The organism is Pseudomonas sp. B6(2017) (genome assembly GCF_002112765.1).
GTDB classification, from domain to species: domain Bacteria; phylum Pseudomonadota; class Gammaproteobacteria; order Pseudomonadales; family Pseudomonadaceae; genus Aquipseudomonas; species Aquipseudomonas piscis.
This window is the reverse complement of the sequence record NZ_NEIQ01000009.1, coordinates 50378-74935: the sequence shown is the minus strand read 5'-3', so window position 1 is coordinate 74935 and position 24558 is coordinate 50378. Positions and strand designations below refer to the sequence as shown.

21 protein-coding genes are annotated in these 24558 nt (G+C 63.0%); 5 read left to right on the top strand and 16 right to left on the bottom strand.

All coding sequences use genetic code 11. The features are described from left to right. Window positions 1-40: 40 nt before the first annotated feature. The 10 genes from CAG11_RS16645 to ccoN (CAG11_RS16600) all read right to left on the bottom strand — a co-directional run bounded on the left by CAG11_RS16645 (window position 41) and on the right by ccoN (CAG11_RS16600) (window position 9294). Window positions 41-577: a FixH family protein gene (locus CAG11_RS16645; protein WP_031321311.1), complete on the bottom strand. Its 537-nt coding sequence runs from the start codon at window positions 575-577 to the stop codon at window positions 41-43. 11 nt (window positions 578-588) lie between these two features. Then, entirely contained in the window at window positions 589-2004 is a 1416-nt protein-coding gene (ccoG, locus tag CAG11_RS16640) for a cytochrome c oxidase accessory protein CcoG (RefSeq protein ID WP_022643324.1), read from the bottom strand. Window positions 2005-2374: 370 nt separating this feature from the next. Further along, window positions 2375-3352, bottom strand: coding sequence for a cytochrome-c oxidase, cbb3-type subunit III (ccoP, locus tag CAG11_RS16635; RefSeq protein WP_022643325.1), 978 nt, complete (start codon window positions 3350-3352; stop codon window positions 2375-2377). Beyond that, window positions 3349-3534, bottom strand: a complete 186-nt coding sequence (locus CAG11_RS16630) for a cbb3-type cytochrome c oxidase subunit 3 (protein WP_031321312.1) — start codon at window positions 3532-3534, stop codon at window positions 3349-3351. Before CAG11_RS16630 ends, ccoP (CAG11_RS16635) begins: the two co-directional genes overlap by 4 nt. A 5-nt stretch (window positions 3535-3539) precedes the next feature. Continuing rightward, complete coding sequence (ccoO, locus tag CAG11_RS16625; RefSeq protein WP_022643327.1) at window positions 3540-4148, bottom strand: cytochrome-c oxidase, cbb3-type subunit II; 609 nt, start codon at window positions 4146-4148, stop codon at window positions 3540-3542. Further along, window positions 4148-5590 carry a cytochrome-c oxidase, cbb3-type subunit I gene (gene ccoN / locus CAG11_RS16620; protein ID WP_022643328.1) on the bottom strand — a complete coding sequence of 481 codons (1443 nt, stop codon included), beginning with the start codon at window positions 5588-5590 and terminating at the stop codon, window positions 4148-4150. The genes ccoO (CAG11_RS16625) and ccoN (CAG11_RS16620) overlap by 1 nt, the downstream gene beginning before the upstream one ends. Window positions 5591-6087: 497 nt before the next feature. Further along, entirely contained in the window at window positions 6088-7035 is a 948-nt protein-coding gene (gene ccoP / locus CAG11_RS16615; protein WP_053135997.1) for a cytochrome-c oxidase, cbb3-type subunit III, read from the bottom strand. Next, complete coding sequence (locus CAG11_RS16610) at window positions 7032-7247, bottom strand: cbb3-type cytochrome c oxidase subunit 3 (protein WP_022643330.1); 216 nt, start codon at window positions 7245-7247, stop codon at window positions 7032-7034. The genes ccoP (CAG11_RS16615) and CAG11_RS16610 overlap by 4 nt, the downstream gene beginning before the upstream one ends. A 3-nt stretch (window positions 7248-7250) precedes the next feature. Next, on the bottom strand, window positions 7251-7859 hold the full coding sequence (gene ccoO, locus CAG11_RS16605; protein ID WP_022643331.1) for a cytochrome-c oxidase, cbb3-type subunit II: 609 nt from the start codon (window positions 7857-7859) through the stop codon (window positions 7251-7253). Between the two features lie 10 nt (window positions 7860-7869). Further along, entirely contained in the window at window positions 7870-9294 is a 1425-nt protein-coding gene (gene ccoN / locus CAG11_RS16600; protein WP_022643332.1) for a cytochrome-c oxidase, cbb3-type subunit I, read from the bottom strand. A gap of 99 nt (window positions 9295-9393) precedes the next feature. On the opposite strand from ccoN (CAG11_RS16600), the gene CAG11_RS16595 reads away from it, so the two are divergent. Then, a complete protein-coding gene (locus CAG11_RS16595; protein WP_085597113.1) occupies window positions 9394-10089 on the top strand; it encodes an alpha/beta family hydrolase in 696 nt (231 codons plus the stop codon). A 70-nt stretch (window positions 10090-10159) separates the two neighbouring features. Here the strand turns inward: CAG11_RS16595 and CAG11_RS16590 are convergent, their stop codons facing one another. The 3 genes from CAG11_RS16590 to acnA all read right to left on the bottom strand — a co-directional run bounded on the left by CAG11_RS16590 (window position 10160) and on the right by acnA (window position 15669). Next, entirely contained in the window at window positions 10160-11725 is a 1566-nt protein-coding gene (locus tag CAG11_RS16590; RefSeq protein WP_022643334.1) for a PAS domain-containing methyl-accepting chemotaxis protein, read from the bottom strand. Window positions 11726-11958: 233 nt separating this feature from the next. Beyond that, window positions 11959-12750: a CPBP family intramembrane glutamic endopeptidase gene (locus CAG11_RS16585; protein ID WP_085597112.1), complete on the bottom strand. Its 792-nt coding sequence runs from the start codon at window positions 12748-12750 to the stop codon at window positions 11959-11961. Window positions 12751-12927: 177 nt separating this feature from the next. Beyond that, on the bottom strand, window positions 12928-15669 hold the full coding sequence (gene acnA / locus CAG11_RS16580) for an aconitate hydratase AcnA (RefSeq protein ID WP_085597111.1): 2742 nt from the start codon (window positions 15667-15669) through the stop codon (window positions 12928-12930). Between the two features lie 236 nt (window positions 15670-15905). On the opposite strand from acnA, the gene rlmM reads away from it, so the two are divergent. Then, the gene (gene rlmM / locus CAG11_RS16575; RefSeq protein ID WP_085597110.1) at window positions 15906-16979 is read left to right on the top strand and encodes a 23S rRNA (cytidine(2498)-2'-O)-methyltransferase RlmM; all 1074 of its coding nucleotides are present in this window, start codon (window positions 15906-15908) and stop codon (window positions 16977-16979) included. 58 nt (window positions 16980-17037) lie between these two features. Next, window positions 17038-17289, top strand: coding sequence for a sulfurtransferase TusA (tusA, locus tag CAG11_RS16570; protein WP_085597109.1), 252 nt, complete (start codon window positions 17038-17040; stop codon window positions 17287-17289). Here the strand turns inward: tusA and CAG11_RS16565 are convergent. Beyond that, window positions 17286-18695 (bottom strand): MATE family efflux transporter, encoded by a 1410-nt coding sequence (locus CAG11_RS16565; RefSeq protein ID WP_085597108.1) that lies wholly within the window; start codon window positions 18693-18695, stop codon window positions 17286-17288. The two genes, tusA and CAG11_RS16565, sit on opposite strands and share 4 nt — an antisense overlap. A 182-nt stretch (window positions 18696-18877) precedes the next feature. On the opposite strand from CAG11_RS16565, the gene pdxB reads away from it, so the two are divergent. After that, entirely contained in the window at window positions 18878-20020 is a 1143-nt protein-coding gene (gene pdxB / locus CAG11_RS16560) for a 4-phosphoerythronate dehydrogenase PdxB (protein WP_085597107.1), read from the top strand. 58 nt (window positions 20021-20078) lie between these two features. Here pdxB and CAG11_RS16555 read toward each other — a convergent pair whose 3' ends face one another. Then, window positions 20079-20258 (bottom strand): PA1571 family protein, encoded by a 180-nt coding sequence (locus tag CAG11_RS16555; RefSeq protein WP_011060254.1) that lies wholly within the window; start codon window positions 20256-20258, stop codon window positions 20079-20081. A gap of 259 nt (window positions 20259-20517) precedes the next feature. Here CAG11_RS16555 and CAG11_RS16550 point away from each other — a divergent pair, with 259 nt between their 5' ends. Further along, window positions 20518-22284: an ABC transporter transmembrane domain-containing protein gene (locus CAG11_RS16550; protein WP_177409086.1), complete on the top strand. Its 1767-nt coding sequence runs from the start codon at window positions 20518-20520 to the stop codon at window positions 22282-22284. Window positions 22285-22458: 174 nt separating this feature from the next. On the opposite strand, the gene CAG11_RS16545 is transcribed toward CAG11_RS16550, so the two are convergent. Beyond that, the gene (locus CAG11_RS16545; protein WP_022643341.1) at window positions 22459-24387 is read right to left on the bottom strand and encodes a transglycosylase SLT domain-containing protein; all 1929 of its coding nucleotides are present in this window, start codon (window positions 24385-24387) and stop codon (window positions 22459-22461) included. Window positions 24388-24558: the final 171 nt, after the last annotated feature.

The window sequence follows — 24558 nt, the reverse complement described above, 5'->3', positions numbered from 1 at the left end:
GCAGGGAGGCGGCAGGCCGGCGATGTGTGGCGGGTGTCGATCAGTTCAGGTCTTCGGCGCCTTGCAGCGGTTCGTCGCCCAACAGCAGGTCCTTGTCGTGGCTGACCTGTTCTTCCTCGAACATGCGCCAGGTCTTGTCGCCCTCGACCCCAAGCAGCTCGACGAAGCGCCGGCCCTCGACCTTGTCGTTCACCTGGCCGATGTAGCGACCGTGTTCGGTTTCGCTGCGGGTCAGGACGATCTTGCGATCTTTCTCTGGCTGGGTCGGCGAGATCAGGTTCAGCTCAAGGCTCTTGGGCTGGCTGTCGCCGCTCAAGCGCAGTTCGACTTCGCCGGTCAGGTCGTCGAGATGCACGCTGGCGCGCATTTTCAGCGTTTGTGCCAGCAGCTCGCGGTCCAGGGAGCGGTTGATGCCTTTGCCGGCCTCGTAGTAGTTGTCGTTGACCAGGTTGTCCGGGTTGTTCACCGCAATGGTCACCATGGACAGGGTCAGGGCTACCGAGCAGGCAAGGATGCCGATGATGATCCAGGGCCAGAGGTGCTTGTACCAAGGGTTTGTGGCGACGGCTGTAGGCATGCTCATTTCTCTTAACGAATTTGTGGGCCGATGAATCGGCTCTTGGCTTCGACCTGGACGCTTTCGTCATCGATGTCCTTGAGGATGAACTTCACCTCGTTGGTGGTCGATGGCAGTTGCTCCGGAGCGATCGACAGCTCCGCGGGCATGCTGACGATGTCGCCAGCCACCACATGGATTTCGCGCTTGCTCTGCAGCTTGAGGTCCGGCAGGCCAGTGGCGTCCAGGACGTAGGTGTGGTCGCGCTGGTCCTTGTTCATGATCTTCAGGCTGTAGACGTTCTCGATCCGGCCTTCGGCGTTCTCGCGGTACAGCACCCGGTCCTTGCTGACGTCGAAGCCCACCAGCGAGCGCATCAGGAACGCGGTGACCAGCAGGCTGATCATGGCCAGGAGCACCAGGGCGTAGCCGATCAGGCGCGGACGCAGTTTATGGGTTTTCTGGCCTGAAAGGTTGTGTTCGGTGGTGTAGCTGATGAGGCCGCGAGGATAGTCCATCTTGTCCATGATGCTGTCGCAGGCATCGATGCAGGCGGCACAACCGATGCACTCGATCTGCAGGCCGTCGCGGATGTCGATACCGGTCGGGCAGACCTGGACGCACATGGTGCAGTCGATGCAGTCACCCAGGCCCTGGGCCTTGTAGTCGGCGCCTTTCTTGCGCGGGCCACGACCTTCGCCCCGGCGCGGGTCGTAGGACACGATCAGGGTGTCCTTGTCGAACATCACGCTCTGGAAGCGGGCGTAGGGGCACATGTAGATGCACACCTGCTCACGCAGCCAGCCGGCGTTGCCGTAGGTGGCCAGGGTGAAGAATCCGACCCAGAAATAAGACCAGCCATCGGCCTGGCCGGTGAAGAAGTCGATGACCAGTTCACGGATCGGCGAGAAGTAGCCGACGAAGGTCATGCCGGTGACGAAACCGATCAGCAGCCACAGGCTGTGCTTGGCGAACTTGCGCAGGAATTTGTTGGCACCCATGGGCGCCTTGTCCAGCTTGATCCGCTGGTTGCGGTCGCCTTCGGTGACCTTTTCGCACCACATGAAGATCCAGGTCCAGACGCTCTGCGGGCAGGTGTAGCCGCACCAGACGCGGCCGGCGTAGACGGTGATGAAGAACAGGCCGAAGGCGGCGATGATCAGCATGCCCGACAGCAGGATGAAGTCCTGGGGCCAGAAGGTGGCGCCGAAGATGAAGAACTTGCGTTCCGGCAGGTTCCACCAGACGGCCTGGTGGCCGCCCCAGTTGAGCCAGACGGTACCGAAGTACAGCAGGAACAGCCCAGCACCGCCCACCATGCGCAGGTTGCGGAACAGGCCGGTGAAGGCACGGGTGTAGATTTTTTCTCTGGAGGCGTAGAGGTCGACGCTTTTGCTGGCGTTTTTGGCAGGCGGGGTTACATCGTGTACAGGAATCTGATTGCTCATCATTGCATCCCACGGCAGTGGAAAAATGCCTCGGCCAGTACGTGCCGACCGGGGTCAAAAAGGGGTGTTGCAGTGGCGCAATGATACGCCTGTAGCTCTAGGACAAGGGTGCGACCTTTGGTCGCGTTGGGGGAAGCCAATCGATAGTGTAATGACCTGAATCAATTGACTTGTGGATTATGGACCGTTTTGCACTCCATACCGTTCGAATCTTTTATGGCGTCGGAAAAATCCCTTGGCAGTTGTCGGTCTTGCCTTGGATTTCTATGCGTCACGCAGGACGTTTTTGGCAGAGAACGGCGCCCAATGAAAACGGCCCCGCCAACATGCGTTGGCGGGGCCGTTCGGGTATTGCCTTCAGGCCATGGGCTTATTCAGCATCGGCCTGCTTGTCACCGTGGGACAGGCTGTAGACATAAGCCGCCAGCAGGTGGACCTTGTCGTTGCCCTGCAGTTGCTCCTGGGCAGGCATCACGCCTTGGCGACCATGGCGAATGGTCTGCTGCAGCTGGGCGAAGCTCGAACCGTAGATGAACGCTGCCGGGTGGGTCAGGTTGGGTGCGCCCATGGCTGGGGTGCCCTTGCCTTCAGGACCGTGGCAGACCGCGCAGTTGGCGGCGAACAGCTTCTGGCCATTGGCCGGGTCGGCCTTGATGCCTTCCGGCAGCTTGCGACCATCGAGGTTGGTCAGGACATAGGCGGCAACGTCGCTGACGCCTTGTTCCTTGATTACATCCACCCAGGCTGGCATCACTGCGTGACGACCGCCCATGATGGTGGCCTTGATGGTTTCCGGCTCGCCGCCCCAGCGCCAGTCGGCGTCGGTCAGGTTAGGGAAGCCATAGGCACCCTTGGCATCGGAACCGTGGCAGACCGAGCAGTTGGAAGCGAACAGGCGGCCACCCATTTTCAGGGCTTGTGGATCCTTGGCTACTTCCTCGATCGGCATGGCTGCGTACTTGGCGAAGATCGGACCGAACTTGGCGTCGGAGCGGGCCATTTCCTTTTCCCACTCATGCACGCCGGTCCAGCCGGACTGGCCGTTGGCGAATGCGGTCTGCTTCTCGTTATCAAGGTAGTTGTAGCCAGGCAGTACGCCTTTCCAGTTGCCCAGGCCGGGGTACAGCACCAGGTAACCCAAGGCGAAGACGATGGTGCCGACGAACAGCATGAACCACCATTTGGGCAGTGGGTTGTCGTACTCCTCGATCCCGTCGAAAGAGTGGCCGACCGTCTCGTCGGTCTGCTCGGCGCGCTGGCCCTTGCGGGTCGACAGCAACAGCCAGGTCAGGGCGAAGATGGTACCCAGACTGAGGACTGTGACGTACAGACTCCAGAACGTAGTCATTCTTTGTTACTCCTAGAAGCTTGCTCGACGTGCTTGATGGCGTCGGGGTCATCCGCGAACGGCAGCAAGGTCGCGTCGTCAAACTCGGACTTGCGCTTGGGGCTGAACACCCAGAGTGCCAGGCCGACGAAGGCCACCATCACGACAAGGGTGCCCAGGCCACGAATCATCCCGATATCCATCTAGATCACCGTTTGCTTTTGATGATGGTGCCCAGGCCTTGCAGATAGGCCACCAGCGCGTCCATTTCGGTCTTGCCCTTCACGGCATCCTTGGCACCGGCGATGTCTTCGTCGGTGTAGGGAACGCCGAGCGTGCGCAGGACTTCCATTTTCTTCGCGGTGTCCTTGCCGTCGAGCTTGTTTTCTACGAGGAACGGATAAGCCGGCATCTTCGACTCGGGGACAACGTTGCGCGGGTTGTACAGGTGCGCACGCTGCCAGTCATCGGAGTAGCGGCCGCCAACGCGGGCCAGGTCCGGACCGGTACGCTTGGAACCCCACAGGAATGGATGGTCCCAGACGCTTTCACCGGCTACCGAGTAGTGGCCATAGCGTTCGGTTTCGGCACGGAACGGACGGATCATCTGCGAGTGGCAGCCGACACAGCCGTTGGCGATGTAGATGTCACGACCTTCCAGCTCCAGCGCGGTGCGTGGCTTCATGCCTTCCACCGGCTTGTTGGTGACGTCCTGGAAGAACAGCGGGACGATCTGGGTCAGGCCGCCGATGCTGACGGCGATGACCATGAAGAAGGCCAGCAGGCCAATGTTCTTCTCGACTACTTCGTGCTTCATCAGTGAGCTCCAACTACAGCGATCTGAGCAGCGGCTTCAGCTTCCGCCGGATTCGAGGCGCGCACGGTACGGAATACGTTGTACGCCATGATCAGCATGCCGGCGGCGAAGAAAGCACCGCCCAGGGCGCGGACGATGAAGCCTGGGTGGCTGGCTTGCAGCGCTTCGACGAAGGAGTAGGTGAGGGTGCCGTCGTCGTTGATCGCACGCCACATCAGGCCCTGGGTGATGCCGTTGACCCACATCGAGGCGATATAGAGAACGGTACCGATGGTAGCCAGCCAGAAGTGCGTGTTGATCAGGCCGATGCTGTGCATCTGCTGACGACCGAAGACTTTCGGGATCAGGTGGTACAGGGCGCCGATGGAGATCATCGCTACCCAGCCCAGGGCACCGGCGTGTACGTGGCCGATTGTCCAGTCGGTGTAGTGGGACAGCGAGTTGACGGTCTTGATCGCCATCATCGGACCTTCGAAGGTCGACATGCCGTAGAACGCCAGGGACACCACCAGGAAGCGCAGGATCGGGTCGGTGCGCAGCTTATGCCAGGCGCCCGAGAGGGTCATCATGCCGTTGATCATGCCGCCCCAGCTTGGAGCCAGCAGGATGATCGACATGGCCATGCCCAGGGACTGGGCCCAGTCCGGCAGCGCGGTGTAGTGCAGGTGGTGCGGGCCGGCCCAGATGTACAGGGTGATCAGCGCCCAGAAGTGCACGATGGACAGGCGATAGGAGTAGATCGGACGCTCGGCCTGCTTGGGTACGAAGTAGTACATCATCCCCAGGAAGCCGGTGGTCAGGAAGAAGCCCACGGCGTTGTGGCCGTACCACCACTGGATCATCGCGTCGGTGGCGCCGGCATAGGCCGAGTAGGACTTGAAGAAGCTGACCGGCAGGGAGGCGTGGTTGACGATGTGCAGCATCGCCGTGACCACGATGAAGGCGCCGTAGAACCAGTTACCCACGTAGATGTGCTTGGTCTTGCGCTTGGTGATAGTGCCGAAGAACACCAGGCCGTAGGTGACCCACACGATCGCCAGGAGGATAGCCAGGGGCCATTCCAGTTCGGCGTATTCCTTGGTGGTGGTGTAACCCAATGGCAGGGTCACGATGGCACCGACGATCACCGCCTGCCAACCCCAGAAGGTGAAGGCCGCGAGGCTGTCGGAAATCAGTCGCGTCTGGCAGGTTCGCTGCACGACATAGTAAGAGGTGGCAAACAATGCACATCCACCGAAGGCGAAGATCACCAGGTTGGTGTGCAGCGGGCGCAGGCGTCCAAACGTCGTCCATGGCAGGCCGAAGTTCAACTCCGGCCAGACCAGTTGCGAGGCGATGAAGACACCGAGCCCCATGCCAAGGATCCCCCAGACCACCGTCATGATGGCGAACTGGCGGACTACCTTATAGTTATAAGCAGTCGGACTGATTGCTGTGCTCATTTCTAAGGTTCCACGGTTTGGGTGTTTTATTAGGGATAAAAATCGGTCGCAAGTATGGAGAAAGCAGGGGGTCATTGCAACGCGCCATGACCTGCGTCAATGCGTTCCATGCCTGATTCTGCGGCCTTTCCCTATGCCGAGTAGGGACAAAAAACGCCCTCTGACAAACTGTCGCAGTGGACAAAAAAATCGGGGGTGTCAGGTCAGTTGTAACCGGGTGTGTGGAAGCCCCTTGAACAGCTGACAGGCGGTCAGCGAGTCGACAGCCGGTATAAACCAGCCTTTGCGGCCTGTCATCGAACGAAAGCTTCGAGCGTCGCCCATACCTTTGGCCTGCGACCGGCCTTCGCCAGCCCACTTCGGGGTAAGCCTAGACCTGATTCGGATGGGTGCAAACGTGGCGGGGGAGAGGGGTGCGACACTTGGTCGCAAAGAGGCAGAGGGGAAGTTTGAAGCGGCAAGCTGCAAGCGAGGACTCGCAGCTTGCCGTTGATCTTTTACTTGTCGCTTGCAGCTTGAGGCTTGTTGCTGCTGTTGTGGGACAGGCTGTAAACGTAGGCAGCCAGTAGCTGCACCTTGTCGTTGCCCAGCAGTTCGCTCTGCGCCGGCATGTGGCCCTGGCGACCATGGCGGATGGTCTGTTGCAGTTGGGCCAGGCTGGTGCCGTAGATGAAGCCGGCTGGCTGGGTCAGGTCCGGCGCGCCCATGATGGCGGTGCCCTTGCCATTCGCACCGTGGCAAGCCACGCAGGTGGTGCTGAAGGCTTGCTGGCCGGCTACCAGGTCGGCGTCGTTATCGGCTGGCAGCGGCAGGCCGGCCAGTTCATGACGCACATAGGCGGCGACGTTCTTCACGCCGTCTTCCTTGAGCACTTCACCCCAGGCCGGCATCGCGGCCATGCGTCCGCCCATGATGGTGGCCTTGATGGTCTCGGCATCGCCACCCCAGCGCCAGTTGTCGTCGGCCAGGTTCGGGAAGCCGAAGGCACCCTTGGCGTCGGAGCCGTGGCAGACCGAGCAGTTGGAGGCGAACAGGCGACCACCCATTTTCAACGCTTGTGGGTCCTTGGCGACTTCTTCCACGGGCATGGCGGCGAATTTGGCGAAGATCGGACCGAACTTCACGTCCGCCTTGGCCATTTCCTTTTCCCATTCCTTGGTCTGGGTCCAGCCGTCCTCATAGCCCGGCAGGACGCCTTTCCAGTTGCCCAGGCCCGGATAGAGGATCAGGTAGCCAACGGAAAACACCAGGGTGCCGGCGAACAGCAGGAACCACCATTGCGGCAGGGGGTTGTCGTATTCCTCGATGCCATCGAACGCGTGGCCCATGGTCTGGTCCACGCTGCCCTTGGTTTCACCCCGACGGGTGCCGACCAGCAGCCAGGTCAGGCCGATCAGGCTGCCGATGGTCAGTACGCAGATCCACGTACTCCAGAAGGTGGTCATGGCCGAATGCTCCTTGTTGCAGGCTCTTGAGGTTGAGCGTCATCAGATGAAGTGCTCGCCGCCGGGTCATCGGCGAAGGGCAGCAGGCGTGCCTGGGCAAACTCGGGATTGCGCTTGGTGTTGAACACCCAGATCGACAAGCCGACGAAGGCGATCATCACTACCAGGGTCCCGAGCCCGCGGATCATGCCGCTATCGAGTGCAAAGCCCATGGCTCACCTCTTGCTCTTGATCGAAGTGCCAAGCACTTGCAGGTAGGCCACCAGGGCGTCGATCTCGGTCTTGCCCTTGAGCGAGGCGGTCGCACCGGCGATGTCTTCGTCGGTGTAAGGCACGCCGAGGGTACGCATGACCTTGAGCTTGGTTTCGGTATGGCTACTGTCCACCGGTGCGGTCACCAGCCATGGGTAGGCTGGCATCTTCGACTCGGGCACGACGTTGCGCGGGTTATACAGGTGCGCGCGGTGCCAGTCGTCGGAGTAGCGGCCGCCAACGCGGGCCAGGTCCGGACCGGTACGCTTGGAACCCCACAGGAATGGATGGTCCCAGACGCTTTCACCGGCTACCGAGTAGTGGCCATAGCGTTCGGTTTCGGCGCGGAACGGGCGGACCATCTGCGAATGGCACTGTACGCAGCCTTCGCGGATGTAGATGTCGCGGCCTTCCAGTTGCAGCGCGGTGTAGGGCTTCATGCCCTCCACCGGCTTGTTGGTGACGTCCTGGAAGAACAGCGGGACGATCTGGGTCAGACCGCCGATGCTCACCGCGAAGACCATCAGCAGCATGAGCAGGCCGACGTTTTTCTCAATCGTTTCGTGTTTCATGGCGGACTCCTCAGGCCATCTGCGCAGCAGCGTTGACTTCGGCTGGCACCGCGGCACGCACGGTGCGCCAGGTGTTGTAAGCCATCAGGAACATGCCGCTGAGGAAGATCGCCCCACCGACCAGTCGCACGATGAAGCCTGGGTGGCTGGCCACCAGGGTTTCGACGAAGGAGTAGGTGAGGGTGCCGTCTTCGTTGACTGCACGCCACATCAGGCCCTGGGCGATGCCGTTGACCCACATCGAGGCGATGTAGAGCACGGTGCCGATGGTGGCCAGCCAGAAGTGGGTGTTGATCAGGCCGAGGCTGTACATCTGCTCGCGACCGAAGACTTTCGGGATCAGGTGGTACAGCGAACCGATGGAGATCATCGCAACCCAGCCCAGGGCGCCGGCATGTACGTGGCCGATTGTCCAGTCGGTGTAGTGGGAGAGGGCGTTGACGGTCTTGATCGCCATCATCGGACCTTCGAAGGTCGACATGCCGTAGAACGCCAGGGATACCACCAGGAAGCGCAGGATCGGGTCGCTGCGCAGCTTATGCCAGGCGCCCGACAGGGTCATCATGCCGTTGATCATGCCGCCCCAGCTTGGAGCCAGGAGGATCAGCGACATGATCATGCCCAGGGACTGCGCCCAGTCCGGCAGCGCGGTGTAGTGCAGGTGGTGCGGGCCGGCCCAGATGTACAGGGTGATCAGTGCCCAGAAGTGCACGATGGACAGGCGATAGGAGTAGACCGGACGTTCGGCCTGCTTGGGCACGAAGTAGTACATCATCCCCAGGAAGCCCGCGGTCAGGAAGAAGCCCACGGCGTTGTGGCCGTACCACCATTGCACCATGGCGTCGGTGGCGCCGGCGTACAGCGAGTAGGACTTGGTCAGGCTGACCGGCAGTTCCAGGTTGTTGACGATATGCAGGATGGCCACGGTGATGATGAAGCCACCGAAGAACCAGTTACCCACATAGATGTGCTTGGTGTTGCGCTTGACCAGGGTGCCGAAGAACACGATGGCGTAGGCCACCCAGACAATGGTGATCAGGATATCGATCGGCCATTCCAGTTCGGCGTATTCCTTGGAGCTGGTGTAGCCCAATGGCAGGCTGATGGCCGCCAGCAGGATCACCAACTGCCAGCCCCAGAAGCAGAACGCGGCGATTTTCGGCGCGAACAACGTGGTCTGGCAGGTGCGTTGCACCGAATAGAACGACGTGGCAAACAGTGCACAGCCACCGAAGGCGAAGATCACCGCGTTGGTGTGCAATGGCCGCAGGCGACCGAAGCTGGTCCACGGCAGATCGAAGTTGAGTTCGGGCCACACCAACTGGGCTGCGAGAAAAACCCCGAGCCCCATGCCGACGATGCCCCACACCACCGTCATAATGGCGAATTGGCGGACCACCTTGTAGTTGTAGGCGGTACTGATAGAAGTGTTCATGGTTCCCCATCCACGGTTCAGCTGAAGTGAAAGCGACTGCGCGCGGCACGGCGCGCCCACTTCGTCTGGAGTTATAGGCAGACTAAAAGCGAGGCAAGCATGAGCAATGAGCACAAGGCCAGTATTGACGGGGATCAATGGGCGCAGTGCGTGCAGGAGCGGGGCTGGTCGTGGGATGTCGCGGCGAGTGCGACCCCGGGCAAGTCGCCGACCTTGATCCTGGCCCACGGTGCCGGCGCACCGATGGACAGCGGGTTCATGGAACAGATCGCTGAACGCCTTGCCCGGCATGGGGTGAACGTCTTGCGCTTCGAGTTCCCCTACATGGCCCAGCGCCGCCTGGACGGCGGCAAGCGCCCTCCTAACCCGGCGCCCAGGCTCCTGGAGTGCTGGCGCGAGGTGTATGCCCAAGTGCGACCTTATGCCACTGGGGTGTTGGCGGTGGGCGGCAAGTCCATGGGCGGGCGCATGGCCAGCTTGCTGGCCGACGAGTTGCAAGCCGATGCCCTGGTTTGCCTGGGCTATCCCTTCTATGCGGCCGGCAAACCGGAAAAGCCCCGGGTAGCGCACCTGGCCGAACTGGCCACGCCGACGCTGATCGTCCAGGGCGAGCGCGATGCCCTGGGTAATCGCCCGGCGGTGGAGGCCTATACCCTGGCGCCGGCCATCGAGCTGGAATGGCTGGTAGCGGCCGACCACGATCTCAAGCCTCTCAAGGCCTCGGGTTACAGTCACGAGCAGCATCTGGAGTCCGCCGCGGCCAGGGTCGCCGGGTTCCTGCGGGCGGCAGGCTGAACGCCAGGTTTGGCCGGGCATAAAAAAACCGGAAGCACCTGCTTCCGGTTTTTTTATGCCCCTTGCTGGGTCAGCGGTTGAACCGCTCCACCAGCGAGTACTGGGTGTGCGCGGTATGGGTCAGGGCCTCGCTGAGTTCGGCCGAATGCTGGGCCTGCTCGGAGGTCTGGTCCGCCAGTTGGGCGATGGTGCTGATGTTGCGGCTGATCTCCTCGGCCACCGAGCTTTGCTCTTCGGTGGCGGCAGCGATCTGGGTGGTCATGTCGGTGATGTTGGCTACCGCCTCGCTGATGCCCACCAGCGCCTGGTCGGCTTCCAGCACTCGGGCCACGCCTTCTTCGGCCTGGCGATGGCCGGCATCCATGGTCTGCACCGCACTGGCGGCGGTTTGCTGCAGCTTGGCGATCAGGGCGTGGATCTGCCCGGTGGATTCGCTGGTGCGTTGCGCCAGCTGGCGCACCTCGTCTGCCACCACGGCAAAGCCGCGACCCATCTCCCCGGCCCGGGCCGCTTCGATGGCGGCGTTCAGCGCCAGCAGGTTGGTCTGGTCGGCGATGCCCTTGATCACGTCCACCACGCCGCCGATTTCATCGCTGTCCTTGGCCAACTGGGTCACGGTCTGGCCGGTCTCGCCCACCACCACCGACAGGCGCTGGATAGCTTCACGGGTTTCCCCGGCGATGTTGCGGCCGCGTCCGGTAAGACGATTGGCTTCCTGGGTGGCGTCGGCGGTGCGTTGCACGTGGCTGGCCACTTCCTGGGTGGTGGCCGCCATCTGGTTGACCGCGGTGGCGACCTGCTCGGTCTCCTGGCGCTGGCGCTCCAGGCCGCTGGAACTGTTGTGGGCCAGGGTGTCGGACTGCCGGGCCTGCTCGTTGAGGTGCTCGGCGGTGTCCTGCAGGCGGGTCAGGCAGGTCTTGAGTCGTGCCTCCTGGCTGAGGATCGACATCTCCAGGCGCGCCTGGGCGCCCCGGCTGTCGGTGTACATCTGCGCGATCAGCGGGTCCGAGGTGGTCTGCTCGGCCAGGCGTAGCAGCCGCTTGAGGCCACGCTGCTGCCAGGTCAGGCCCAGCAGGCCCAGCGGTACCGAGAGAGCGGCGGCCAGGACGAAGCCCCAGTGGGAGTTGAGCCAGGCCCCGATCATGAAGCTCAGCTGGCTGACCAGGATGAACGGCAGCCAGTCTTGCAGTATCGGCAGCCACTTGTCGCGCTTGGGAATGGCCGACTTGCCCTGGTTGATTCGCTTGTAGAGGGACTCGGCGCGACGCACCTGTTCGGCGGTGGGCTTGACCCGTACCGATTCGTAGCCCACCACCTTGCTGCCTTCGAACACCGGGGTCACATAGGCGTTGACCCAGTAGTGATCGCCGGTCTTGCAGCGGTTCTTGACGATACCCATCCATGGCAGGCCTTGCTTCAAGGTGGTCCACATGTGGGCGAATACCGCCGGTGGCACATCCGGGTGGCGTACCAGGTTGTGCGGCGCGCGAACCAGTTCTTCGCGGGAGAACCCACTGATCTCGACGAAGGCGTCGTTGCAGTAGGTGATGACGCCCTTGGCATCGGTCGTGGAAATCAACCGTTGTTGAGCCGGGAAGGTACGTTCGCGCTGAGTGACAGGCTGGTTATTACGCATGTTTTTTCAATCCGCAAGGCTTTGATAAGTGATCGGCCGCTTCAGCTTATTATTGAAACTATTTTTCAATAATTGGCATTCGGTCTCATTGGCAGAGTGTGTTGTGTCGTCGTATGCGGCGCCGGCATCCACCGGCGTTGGCGAGGGGCTAATCATTGACCTTCTTCCTTGGCAGTCAATACTTCTGAAGTACTGGTTTGGGCAATTCGCTTGCGGTTTTGCAGTGTCCGGACTTATCCGGCGAGCATCGGGTAGGTGAAAAGCCCGAAATGCAAGAGGTTCAGTCCGAAGTGGGTGGCCAGCGCGGTTCCCAGGCCCCCGAACCGATAGGCCAGACCGTACCCGATCCCGGCGACGGTCGCCAGCAGCGTCCATTGCCAGCCGGCTCCCAGGTGCGCCAGGCCGAACAACAGGGCCGAAGCCAGCAGGGCCAGGTTCTCGCCGTAGGGCAGGTGTTTCAGGCGCCGGCTCAGGCCTCCCTGGATATAGCCCCGGAACAGCGCCTCTTCCACCAATGTCACCAGCAGCAGGTTGTTCAGTACCCATAGCCAGGCCTGTTCCGGCCATTTGGGGGCCCAACTGATGATGCCCAGCAGCAAGGCGCCGCCCAGCGCGGTGATGGCGCACAAGAGCAGGGCCAGGGCACCGGCGTACAGCGACAGGCACAGCGGGCGACGACCGACGATCCAGGGGCAGACCAGCAACAGCCAGAAACCGATCAGCGGCTTGTCCTGGTTCAGGTACAGGGAAAACGGCACGGCGTCATCGGTGAGGCGTTGCGGGTCGATGGCGCGTCCGTTGTAGAAGCCGGGCAGCCAGTGCATGGCCAGGGCCAGGGCGACGACCACGAACAGGCCGTGGCCCAGGAATTGGCCGATGGGGCTGCGCTGCTGGCGTACGGCCAAGCCTGCGCACAACAACAGCAAGAGCGAGAGGGCGGCCAGCAGCCCCAGTTGTCCGTAGCTCAGGGCCAGTGCATAGCCAATGGAGAGGAGTGCCAGGTACATCCATGGCAGAGCGGTCATGGGGAATCCTTGTTGCGAAAGAATGGATATTGCACAGACGTTGTTCGCCGCCTGATCTGTAGTCTTTGTTGTGACTGATTGGTCAGGTTTGGCGGGCGGGCATTATAACCAGTCGATTTGTGTGCGTTAACCCAATGAAAAACACCGCCCGAAGGCGGTGTCTGTGGCGGTCACGGATCAGGCTGCGATCAATTGGCGCAAGACGTAGTGCAAGATCCCGCCGGACTTGAAGTATTCCACTTCGTTCAGGGTATCGATGCGGCACAGCACCTCGATCTGCTCACGGCTGCCATCCTCGCGGGTGATCACCAGTTGCAGGTTCATCCGCGGGGCCAGTTGCGTGCCGCTGAGGCCGAGGATATCCAGGGTCTCGCGACCGCTGAGCTTGAGGCTCTTGCGATCCTGGCCGGCCTTGAACTGCAGCGGCAACACGCCCATGCCCACCAGGTTGGAGCGGTGGATACGCTCGAAGCTCTCGGCGATTACCGCCTTGACCCCCAGCAGGTTGGTGCCCTTGGCTGCCCAGTCGCGGCTCGAGCCGGTGCCGTATTCCTGCCCGGCGATCACCACCAGCGGTGTGCCCGTGGCCTGGTACTTCATGGCCGCGTCGTAGATCGCCATTTTCTCGCCGGTGGGGATGTACAGCGTATTGCCGCCTTCCTCGCCGCCGAGCATTTCGTTGCGGATGCGGATATTGGCAAAGGTGCCGCGCATCATCACTTCATGGTTGCCGCGCCGCGAGCCATAGGAGTTGAAGTCCCGGGGCTCCACGCCCTTGTCCCGCAGGTAACGCCCGGCGGGGCTGTCGGCCTTGATGTTGCCGGCAGGGGAAATATGGTCGGTGGTCACCGAGTCCCCCAGCAGCGCCAGGACCCTTGCGCCATCGATGTCCTTGACCTCTGGCAGGGCGCCGGCGATGTCGTCGAAGAACGGTGGGTGCTGGATATAGGTCGAGTCGTCCTGCCAGACATAGGTCGCGGCCTGGGGTACCTCGATGGCTTGCCACTGGGCGTCGCCGGCAAACACCTCGGCGTACTCCTTGTGGAACATCCGGGTGTTGACCTGGGCGACGGCCTCGGCGATTTCCTGGCTGCTGGGCCAGATGTCCTTCAGGTACACCGGCTGGCCATCCTTGCCCTGGCCCAGGGGCTCGCGGCTGAGGTCGATGCGCACCGTGCCGGCCAGGGCGTAGGCCACTACCAGGGGTGGAGAGGCCAGCCAGTTGGTCTTCACCAGTGGATGCACCCGGCCTTCGAAGTTGCGGTTGCCGGACAGCACCGAGGCGACCGTCAGGTCGGAGCCCTGGATGGCCTTCTCGATCGGCTCCAGCAGCGGTCCGGAGTTGCCGATGCAGGTGGTGCAGCCGTAACCCACCAGGTCGAAGCCCAGTTGGTCGAGGTAGGGGGTCAGGCCCGCTGCATGGTAGTAGTCGGTCACCACCTTGGAGCCGGGCGCCAGGGAACTCTTGACCCAGGGCTTGCGCTGCAGGCCTTTTTCCAGCGCCTTCTTGGCCACCAGCCCGGCGGCCATCATCACGCTGGGGTTGGAAGTATTGGTGCAGGAAGTGATGGCGGCGATCACTACCGCGCCATTCTTCAGGCGGTAGGTCTGGCCTTCATGCTGGTAGTCGGTCTCGCCGACCAGGTCGGCATTGCCCACGGCGACGCCACCGCCGCCTTCGCTTTCCAGGCGGCCTTCTTCCTTGCTGGTGGGCTTGAACTGCAGGTCGAGGAAGTCGTTGAAGGCCTGGGCCACATCCGGCAGGGCCACCCGGTCCTGGGGGCGCTTGGGTCCGGCGAGGCTGGCTTCGACGGTGCCCATGTCCAGGGCCAGGCTGTCGCTGAACACCGGTTCCTTGCCCGGCAGGCGCCACAGGCCCTGGGCCTTGCTGTAGGCCTCGACCAGTTTCACCAGTTCGGCCGGGCGGCCCGACAGGCGCAGGTAGTCGAGCGTCACCTGGTCCACCGGAAAGAACCCGCACGTGGCGCCATATTCAGGGGCCATGTTGGCGATGGTGGCACGGTCGGCCAGGGGCAGGTCGGCCAGGCCATCACCGTAGAATTCGACGAATTTGCCCACCACGCCTTTCTTGCGCAGCATCTGGGTCACGGTCAGCACCAGGTCGGTGGCGGTGATGCCTTCCCTGAGCTTGCCGGTGAGCTTGAAACCGATGACCTCCGGAATCAGCATCGACACCGGCTGGCCGAGCATCGCGGCTTCGGCCTCGATCCCGCCCACGCCCCAGCCCAGCACGCCCAGGCCGTTGATCATGGTGGTGTGGGAGTCGGTGCCCACCAGGGTGTCGGGGAAGGCATAGGTGCGGCCGTCCTCGTCCTTGCTCCAGACGGTGCGCCCCAGGTATTCCAGGTTGACCTGGTGGCAGATGCCGGTGCCCGGCGGTACCACGCTGAAGTTGTCGAAGGCGCTCTGACCCCAGCGCAGAAAGGCGTAGCGTTCGCCGTTGCGCTGCATCTCGATGTCGACGTTCTGTTCGAAGGCGCTGCTGCTGGCGAACTTGTCCACCATCACCGAGTGGTCGATCACCAGGTCCACCGGCGACAGCGGGTTGATCCGTTGCGGGTCGCCACCGGCCTTGGCCATGGCCGCGCGCATGGCGGCCAGGTCGACCACCGCGGGTACCCCGGTGAAGTCTTGCATCAGCACCCGCGCCGGGCGGTACTGGATCTCGCGGTCGGAGCGGCGCTCCTTGAGCCAGGCGGCGAGGGCCTTGAGGTCATCGCTGGTGACGGTCTTGTTGTCCTCCCAGCGCAGCAGGTTCTCCAGCAGGACCTTGAGCGACATGGGCAGGGCATCGATATCGCCCAGGCTCCGCGCTGCGTCCGGCAGGCTGAAATAGTGATAAGTCTTGTCGTCGACTTTCAGGGTCTTGAGGGTTTTCAGGCTATCGAGGGATGGCATTGAACGACTCCTTCTGGCCCGCACGGCTACGGGCCTGTGATACGGACAGAGAGTTAACCTAGCTCTGTTTGGGTCTTATCGCTAATCACTGGACTGCTGGGTTCAGCCCAAGGTTCCTAACTCGGTTATCATGCGCCGTTTTTCGTGACAGGCTTTGCGCGTGCTCCGTTTCGTTGATCCGGGGCACTTTCGGGCAGGTTTGCGCAACGATTGATCGCCAAAGCCCAGGAGATTCCATGAACACCCTGTTTATCCATTGCCGTCCCGGTTTCGAAGGCGAGGTCTGCTCGGAGATCGCTGATCATGCGGCCCATTTGAATGTCGCCGGATATGCCAGGGCCAAGCCGGGCACCGCCTGCGCCGAGTTCATCTGCACCGAGGACGACGGCGCGCAGCGGCTGATGCAGGGCCTGCGTTTTTCCCAGTTGATCTTTCCCCGGCAGTGGGCGCGGGGTGCTTTCGTCGAGCTACCGGAAACCGACCGCATCAGCGTGATCCTGGCCCACTTGGACGCTTTCCCGCAGTGCGGCAGCCTGTGGCTGGAAGTGGTGGATACCAACGACGGCAAGGAACTGTCGAACTTCTGCAAGAAATTCGAAGGTCCGCTGCGCAAGGCGCTCAAGGGCGCCGGCAAGCTGGTGGAAGATGCTGGCTTGCCGCGCCTGCTGCTGACCTTCAAGAGCGGACGGGAAGTCTTCGTCGGGCTGGCCGATGCCGGCAACTCGGCGATGTGGCCCATGGGCATCCCGCGGCTGAAGTTCCCCCGGGAGGCTCCTAGCCGCTCGACCCTGAAGCTCGAAGAGGCCTGGCATCATTTCATTCCGCGCGAGCAGTGGGACGAGCGCCTGCACAGCGACATGACCGGGGTCGACCTGGGAGCCGCCCCGGGCGGCTGGACCTGGCAGCTGGTCAATCGCGGCATGCTGGTGACCGCCGTGGACAACGGGCCGATGGCCGAGAGCCTGATGGACACCGGCCTGGTCCAGCACCTGATGGCCGATGGCTTCACCTACCAGCCCCGGCAACCGGTGGACTGGATGGTCTGCGACATCGTCGAGAAGCCGGCGCGCAATGCCGCCTTGCTGGAAACCTGGATCGGTGAAGGTCATTGCCGCGAGGCGGTGGTCAACCTGAAGTTGCCGATGAAGCAGCGCTATGCCGAGGTCAAGCGCCTGCTGGAACGGATCGAGGATGGATTCAAGGCCCGGGGCATCCGCGTGGCCATCGGCTGCAAGCAGCTGTACCACGACCGCGAGGAGGTGACCTGCCACCTGCGGCGCCTGGACACCAAGCCTGCCCGTTCCCGCTGAGCCCCTCGCCACATGACCGGCATTGCGCGACAATGCCGGCCAGTTTCAGGAGTGAACCATGAATCAGATCATCGATACGCCGGTAGACGGTACCCTCGACGCCACCGGCCTCAATTGCCCCGAGCCGGTGATGATGTTGCACCAGCATATTCGTGACCTGCCGCCGGGCGGGTTGTTGAAGGTGATCGCCACTGACCCGTCCACCCGCCGCGACATCCCCAAGTTCTGCGTCTTCCTCGACCATGAGCTGGTGGCGCAGGAGGAAGACGCGGGCACCTATCTCTACTGGATCCGCAAGAAGCTCGATTAACTCGCCGAGCGGCTGATGCGGATCTGCTTGCGTGCGCTGCGCACCAGGCGGATCGACAGCATCAGCGCGGCGCAGCTCAAGCCGACGATCAGGCCTTCCCACAGGCCGCTCGGCCCTCGGGGCGCACCGAACCATTCGGTCAGGCCCAGGGCATAACCCACCGGCAACCCGATGCCCCAATACGCGAACAGGGTCAGGATCATCGTCACCCGGGTGTCCTGGTAGCCACGCAGCGCGCCGGCGGCGGTCACCTGGATGCCGTCGGAGAACTGGAACAGCGCCGCATACACGATCAGCATCGACGCCACCTGGATCACCAGCGGATCGGTGGTGTAGATCGAGGCGATGGGCTCGCGCAGGAAGAACATCAGGCTTGCCGACAGACAGGCATAGGCCAGCGCCGTCGCCATGCCGACCCCGGCGCTGAAGCGGGCATTGCGCGGTTCCTGGCGCCCTAGGGACTGACCGACGCGCACGGTCACGGCCATGGCCAGGGAGTAGGGAATCATGAACATCAGGGCGCTGACGTTGAGGGCGATCTGGTGCCCGGCCACCACGGTGGCACCCAGGCTGCCGATCAGCAGCGCGATCACCGCGAAGATGCTCGACTCGGCGAACACCGCGATGCCGATGGGCAGGCCTACGCCCAGCAGGCGCTTGATCACTGCCGATTGCGGCCACTCGAAACGGCCGAACAGCTGGATCTTGCGATAGGCCGGTGCCCAGCGGATCCAGCCGGCCATGCCCAGCATCATCACCCACATCACGATCGCCGTGGCCCAGCCGCAGCCGACGCCACCCATGGCCGGCACGCCGAAGTGGCCATAGATGAAGATGTAGTTGATGGGAATGTTCAGGGCCAGGCCGCAGAGCCCGATGATCATGCTCGGTATCGTGCGGCCCAGGCCATCGCTCAGGCAGCGCAGCACGTAATACAGGGCCACCGCCGGCAGGCCGCTGGCGATGCCATGCAAGTACCCCATGCAGGGTTCGATCAGCTGCGGATCGACCTTCATCAAGTGCAGCACCGGCTCGGCGCTGATGAGGATCAGCATGGCCGAGATCCCGGCCGACACCGCCAGCCACAACGCCTGGCGCACCAGTGGGCCGATCTCCTCGAGCTTGTTGGCACCGAAACGCTGGGCGACCTTGGGGGTAGTGGCCAGCAGGGTGCCGGTCATCAACAGGAATACCGGGATCCAGATCGAGTTGCCCAGGGCCACGGCCGCCAGGTCGCGGGGGCTCACTCGACCGGCCATCACGGCATCGACGAAGCCCATGGCGGTGGTGGCCACTTGGGCGATCATGATGGGCAGGGCCAGTACCAGCAGGTCTTTCAGCTCGCGGCCAACCCGGGCGGGGCGGCTGGTGGAGAGGGTGGTGGCGGAGTCGGTCACGGAATTCACGGGGCGAAGCGTCCATAGGTGTGTTGCGCGGGACGCGACAGTCTACGCGTTGCCATCATGCCTGGGATAAGTCCCGTGTTGTGGATTTGTAATACGGGCCTCGATTGCTCTCGCGCCTGCAGGCCGCGCTGGTTCGCCGGGTGATCTGGGCCTAAACTGCGCCTCCCCAAGAGGAGCCTGCCATGCTGATCGTTGCCGACGAAAACATTCCCCTGATCGATGAATTCTTTGCCGGGTTCGGCGAGATCCGGCGCTTTCCCGGGCGCGCCATCGATCGCGCCTGCGTGGCCCAGGCGGATGTGCTGCTGGTGCGCTCGGTAACCCAGGTCGACCGTGCCTTGCTCGAAGGCACCCCGGTGCGCTTCGTTGGAACCTGCACCATCGGCACTGACCACCTGGACCTGGACTACTTCCAGCAGGCCGGCATTGCCTGGTCCAGCGCCCCGGGCTGCAACGCCCGCGGGGTGGTGGACTACGTGCTGGGCAGCCTGCTGACCCTGGCCGAGATCGAGGGCGTGGACCTGTCGCGCCGCTGCTACGGCGTGGTCGGCGCAGGTGAGGTCGGTGGTCGCTTGATCGAAGTGTTGCGTGGCCTGGGCTGGCCGGTGCTGGTCTGCGATCCGCAGCGCCAGGCGCTGGAGGGCGGCGACTACGTCAGCCTGGGGCAATTGCTCGAGCGTTGCGACGTCATCAGCCTGCATACGCCGCTGACCCGTGATGGCGAACACCGCACCTGGCACCTGCTGGATCGCCAGCGCCTGGAGCGGCTGCGCCAGGGTGCCTGGCTGATCAACGCTGCACGAGGCCCGGTGGTGGACAACAGTGCCCTGCGTGAAGTGCTCCTGCAGCGTGAGGACCTGCAAGCGGTGCTGGATGTCTGGGAGCAAGAGCCGACGGTGGACAGTGCCCTGGCGGATTTGTGCGTGCTGGCCACGCCGCATATCGCCGGCTACAGCCTGGATGGCAAGCAGCGTGGTACGGCGCAGATCTACCAGGCGTTCTGCCGGCACTTCGGCCATGTCGAACAGGTCCTGCTGGAGAGCCTGCTGCCAGCGCCCTGGGTGGCGCAGGTTTGCCTGGATGCCAAGGCCGACCCGGCCTGGGCCCTGGCGACGATTTGCCGGGCGGTGTACGACCCGCGTCGCGACGATGCGGATTTCCGCCGGAGTTTGTCCGACGATGTCGCGCAGCAGCGCAGCGCCTTCGACGGGTTGCGCAAGCACTACCCGCAGCGCCGGGAGATCGATGGCCTGCAGGTGCGGATCCAGGGCGAGTCGGCTGATCTGCAGCGGATCGTCCGGGCATTGGGGGCCACGCTGGCCTGAATCGCGGGCATAAAAAACCCGGCCACCAGGCCGGGTCAAGAGGACGTGAGGCTATGTGTCAATCTTGCCGAGCAGGCTTGACCAGTCGCTTTTCCAGTTCGCGGCAGGCGTTCTGGATCATGTCTTCAGTAATGGGTACTTCGCGGCCCTGGGCATCGATGATGGCACAACCCAGAGACTGGTTGGGCTGGGTACGGATCACTTGAATCTTGTCATTGCTGCTGTGTTGCAAGGACATGGCCTGTCTCCTCATCAGGTTGTGTGCTTACTTTAGAATGACCGGGTGACCGGGCTGTTACAGACCAGCGCCAGGGCAGGTCCGGTAACTTCACTCCACCAGAAATACCGCAGGAGTGCCAGTCATGGATTAGACCGATAATCTCTAGGTGCTAGCGTTACTGGTCATATTCAACCTGACTCATTGCGATTTACCAAAGTTCCTGCGAATTCATCCCGTTACCGGCGCTGCCGTGGGTCGATCGCCGGCGCGTCAATGGATGAACGGCATGCTCTCTTCTCGTCATCGCCGGGCCTTGCGCCTGGCCAGTCGCTTTATCGCTCCCTACCGTTGGCAGGCGCTGGGAGCCTTGCTGGCCCTGGTGCTCACCGCGGGCATCACCCTGTCCATGGGGCAGGGCATCCGCCTGTTGGTGGACCAGGGCTTCATGACCCAGTCGCCGCACCTGCTGAACCAGACCATCGGCCTGTTCCTGCTGCTGGTACTGGCGCTGGCCGTAGGTACCTTCGTGCGTTTCTACCTGGTGTCGTGGATCGGCGAGCGCTGCGTCGCGGATATCCGGCGCCAGGTGTTCAATCACCTGATCTACCTGCACCCGGGGTTCTACGAGAACAATCGCAGCTCGGAAATCCAGTCCCGCCTGACAGCGGACACCACGCTGCTGCAGTCGGTGATCGGATCTTCGCTGTCGTTGTTCCTGCGTAATGCACTGATGGTGCTGGGCGGCATAGTCCTGCTGTTCATCACCAATCCCAAGCTCACCAGCATCGTGGTGATCGCCCTGCCGCTGGTGTTGGTGCCGATCCTGCTTTTCGGTCGCCGGGTGCGTAGCCTGTCGCGCTTGAGCCAGGACCGGATCGCCGATGTGGGCAGCTACGTGGCAGAAACCCTCGGGCAGATCAAGACGGTCCAGGCCTACAACCACCAGGCCGAGGACGAACGGCGCTTCGCCCTGACGGTGGAGGAGGCTTTTCATACCGCGCGCCAGCGCATCATCCAGCGTGCCTGGCTGATCACCCTGGTGATCGTCCTGGTGTTGGGTGCCGTAGGGGTGATGCTCTGGGTCGGCGGCATGGATGTGATCGCCGGGCGAATTTCCGCCGGTGAGCTGGCGGCCTTCGTGTTCTACAGCCTGATCGTCGGTAGCGCCTTCGGTACCCTGAGCGAGGTGATCGGCGAGTTGCAGCGGGCGGCAGGGGCTGCGGAGCGGATTGCCGAGCTGCTGCGGGAGCGGAGCATCATCCAGGCGCCGAGCGCCGGGCTGGTCCGTTTGCCGACCCGGGTTAGAGGGGAGCTGCAACTGGAGAACCTGCGCTTTGCCTATCCCTCACGAGCTGATCGCTACGCTCTGGATGGTTTGTCCTTGAGCATCCGCGCCGGGGAGACCCTGGCCCTGGTCGGCCCCTCGGGAGCTGGCAAGTCCACCTTGTATGACTTGCTGCTGCGCTTCTACGATCCGCAGCAAGGGCAGATCCTGCTGGATGGCGTGCCCCTGGCCAGCCTCGATCCGCAGGACCTGCGGCGTTGTTTCGCCCTGGTGTCGCAGAGTCCGGCGCTGTTCTTCGGCAGCATCGAGGAGAACCTGCGCTACGGCAATCCTGCCGCGACTGCGGAGCAAGTCCGGGAGGCCGCGCGGATCGCCTACGCCCATGAGTTCATCGAGCAGATGCCCCAGGGCTATCAGACTCACCTGGGCGATGGTGGACAGGGCCTGTCCGGAGGCCAGCGCCAGCGCCTGGCGATCGCCCGGGCGCTGCTGGTGGATGCGCCGATCCTGCTGCTGGACGAGGCCACCAGTGCCCTGGACGCGCAGAGCGAACACCTGATCCAGCAAGCCTTGCCGAGCCTGATGCAGAATCGCACCACCCTGGTGATCGCCCATCGCCTGGCCACGGTGAAGAATGCCGATCGAATCGCGGTCATGGACCAGGGCCGGCTGGTGGCGGTGGGTACGCACCAGCAATTGATCGCCGACAGCCCGCTGTATGCGCGCCTGGCGGCGCTACAGTTCAGCGATGGTTCTTGAGTTCAGCGGGCTGGATGGCGACAGGTTCCTGTCGCGTCTGCCGAGCTTGTGAGGCTGCGCACGAGGGCGTAGGCCTCGCCAGCGATGTATTGCTGCTGCGTCATACCCGATCACAGCGAAGGGGGGAGATACGAAAAAGCCCGCAATCATGCGGGCTTTTTCTTGGGCGGGAGATCAGAGATCGTCGAAGTAGCGTTCGTGCCAGTCCACCAGTGGTTGCGGTGAATTGAGCTTCTGGCCGTAGATCACCGAATAGGACAGGACGTTCTGCACGTACTGGCGGGTTTCGTCGAAGGGGATGCTTTCCACCCACACGTCGAAACTCAGGTGGTCGGCGCCCTTGAGCCACTGGCGCACGCGGCCGGGGCCGGCGTTGTAGGCCGCTGAGGCCAGCACCCGGTTGCCGTTGAACTGGCTGTGGACCTGGCTCAGGTAGGCTGCGCCCAGCTGGATGTTCTTGTCCGGATCCAGCACTTGCTGCGGCGAGGCCAGGGGAATGCTGAACTTGCGCGCGGTTTCCTTGGCGGTGCCGGGCATCAGTTGCATCAGGCCGCTGGCACCGACACCGGAGCGGGCGTCGTCCATGAACGCACTTTCCTGGCGGGTGATGGCGAACACCCAGCTGGAATGCAGGCCACGGACCTTGGCTTCGCGTACCAGGGTATCGCGGTGGGCCATGGGGAAACGGATGTCCAGGTCGTCCCAGTACTGGGCCTGGCTGATGGTGCGGATGGCCGGGAAGTACCACTTCAGGTCATAGGCCAAGCGGGCCTGGGCGACCATTTCGTCACGGTTGAAATGCCGGCTGACGTGGTACCACTCGCGACGCCCGTCGACGATCTGTCCCCGGGCATGGAGTTCCAGGGCGCGACGCACGCCTGGAGTGTTGCGTACCTTGTTGATCACCGCCTGGCTGAGCATCAGCGGCTGGTTGTTCAACTGGTAGGGCGCCTTGGCATGATCGGCGGCGAGGAAACCATAGAAGTCCCGCTCCCGGGACAGGCCCTTGAACAGTGCCTGGGCCTGGGGGTTCTTCGGTTCCGCCAGTTCCAGGCTGCGTGCCTGCCAGTAGCGCCAGCGGTTGGTGCTGGCCAGCTCCTGGGGCAGCTTGCGGGTCAGCTGGTAGGCATCTTCCCAGCGCGCCAGGCGCAATAGCAGGCGCAGGCGCCATTCGGACACGGTGTTGTCCCGCAGCTCGGGATCGTACTTGGTCATCACGTCCAGGGCGCGGCTGTCGAAGCGCCGGGCCAGGGTCAGGCCGATCTCGCGGGCAATGGCCACTTTTTCGTCACGGGAGAAGTGCATGCTGCTGGCATAACCGTCGAGCAGGGCCATGGCCTTGTCCGGGTCCTGGCGGGCCAGGCGGCGCAGGCCAAGGCCGACCACATCGGACATGGCCTCGTTGGCGGGCTGGAAGCGCGAAGGCTGGCTTAGCAGCTCCGGTTTCTGGGCCACATCCACTAGCAGGCGACCCTGGGGCGCCAGGGTGGTCATGCTGTTGACCAGGCTGTTGGCCAGGGCGTAGTTACGCGCCTCGGCCGCCAGCTTGGCCCGCTGCCAGCGCTTTTGCTCGGTCAGCTGGCCCTCGGCGGCCCACTGGCCGAACAGGCCGTCGCAGGCCGCAGGTTGGGATTTGCCGCTCAGCCAGAGTTTTTCGGCGGTGGCGTAGCCCTCGGCCTTGAGGTTGTGGCCCAGTTGGTACTGGCCGTTGAGGCAGTCGAGCTCGGTGAAGTTGAGCTTGGGGTCGTAGTACTTGGCGAATGTCGCCCAGTCGCCGCGTTCGGCCAGCCAGCGTAACCAGCGCAGCTTCATCCAGTTGGCCTGGGGGAGGTCGCCGTGTTCGGCGAGGAATTTCTCGATCTCGGCGTTGCTGGCGCTCTTCAGCCGGGCAGTGAGTTCGTCGTAGGCCAGGTAGGGCTCGAGCGGGTAGTCGCGCAGCGCATCGGCGTAACGGAAGTAGGGGCCGGAGTCACCCTTGGCCAGGGCGCGCTTGGCTTCGTCGTAGTACTGGCGTTGCAGGGTCAGGTCTGCCGCCTGGGCGGACTGGGCGGCAGCGGCGGAAAGAAGCAGGCAGGATAAAAGGCTGAAAAGGCGACTGCGCATGAGACATCCGGGCAGAGAAATCATGACAAGTGCCGACAGGGCCAACACTGATTGCTCACTAGCTTAGCCTTTTGCCAGCAACCGGCGAAAGCTTTGCCGGTCCGCTGGTATCAGTTGGCAACAAATGTCGCGCCAGGGTCGCCACCGGCGAAATAGCCGGCCTTCTGCGAG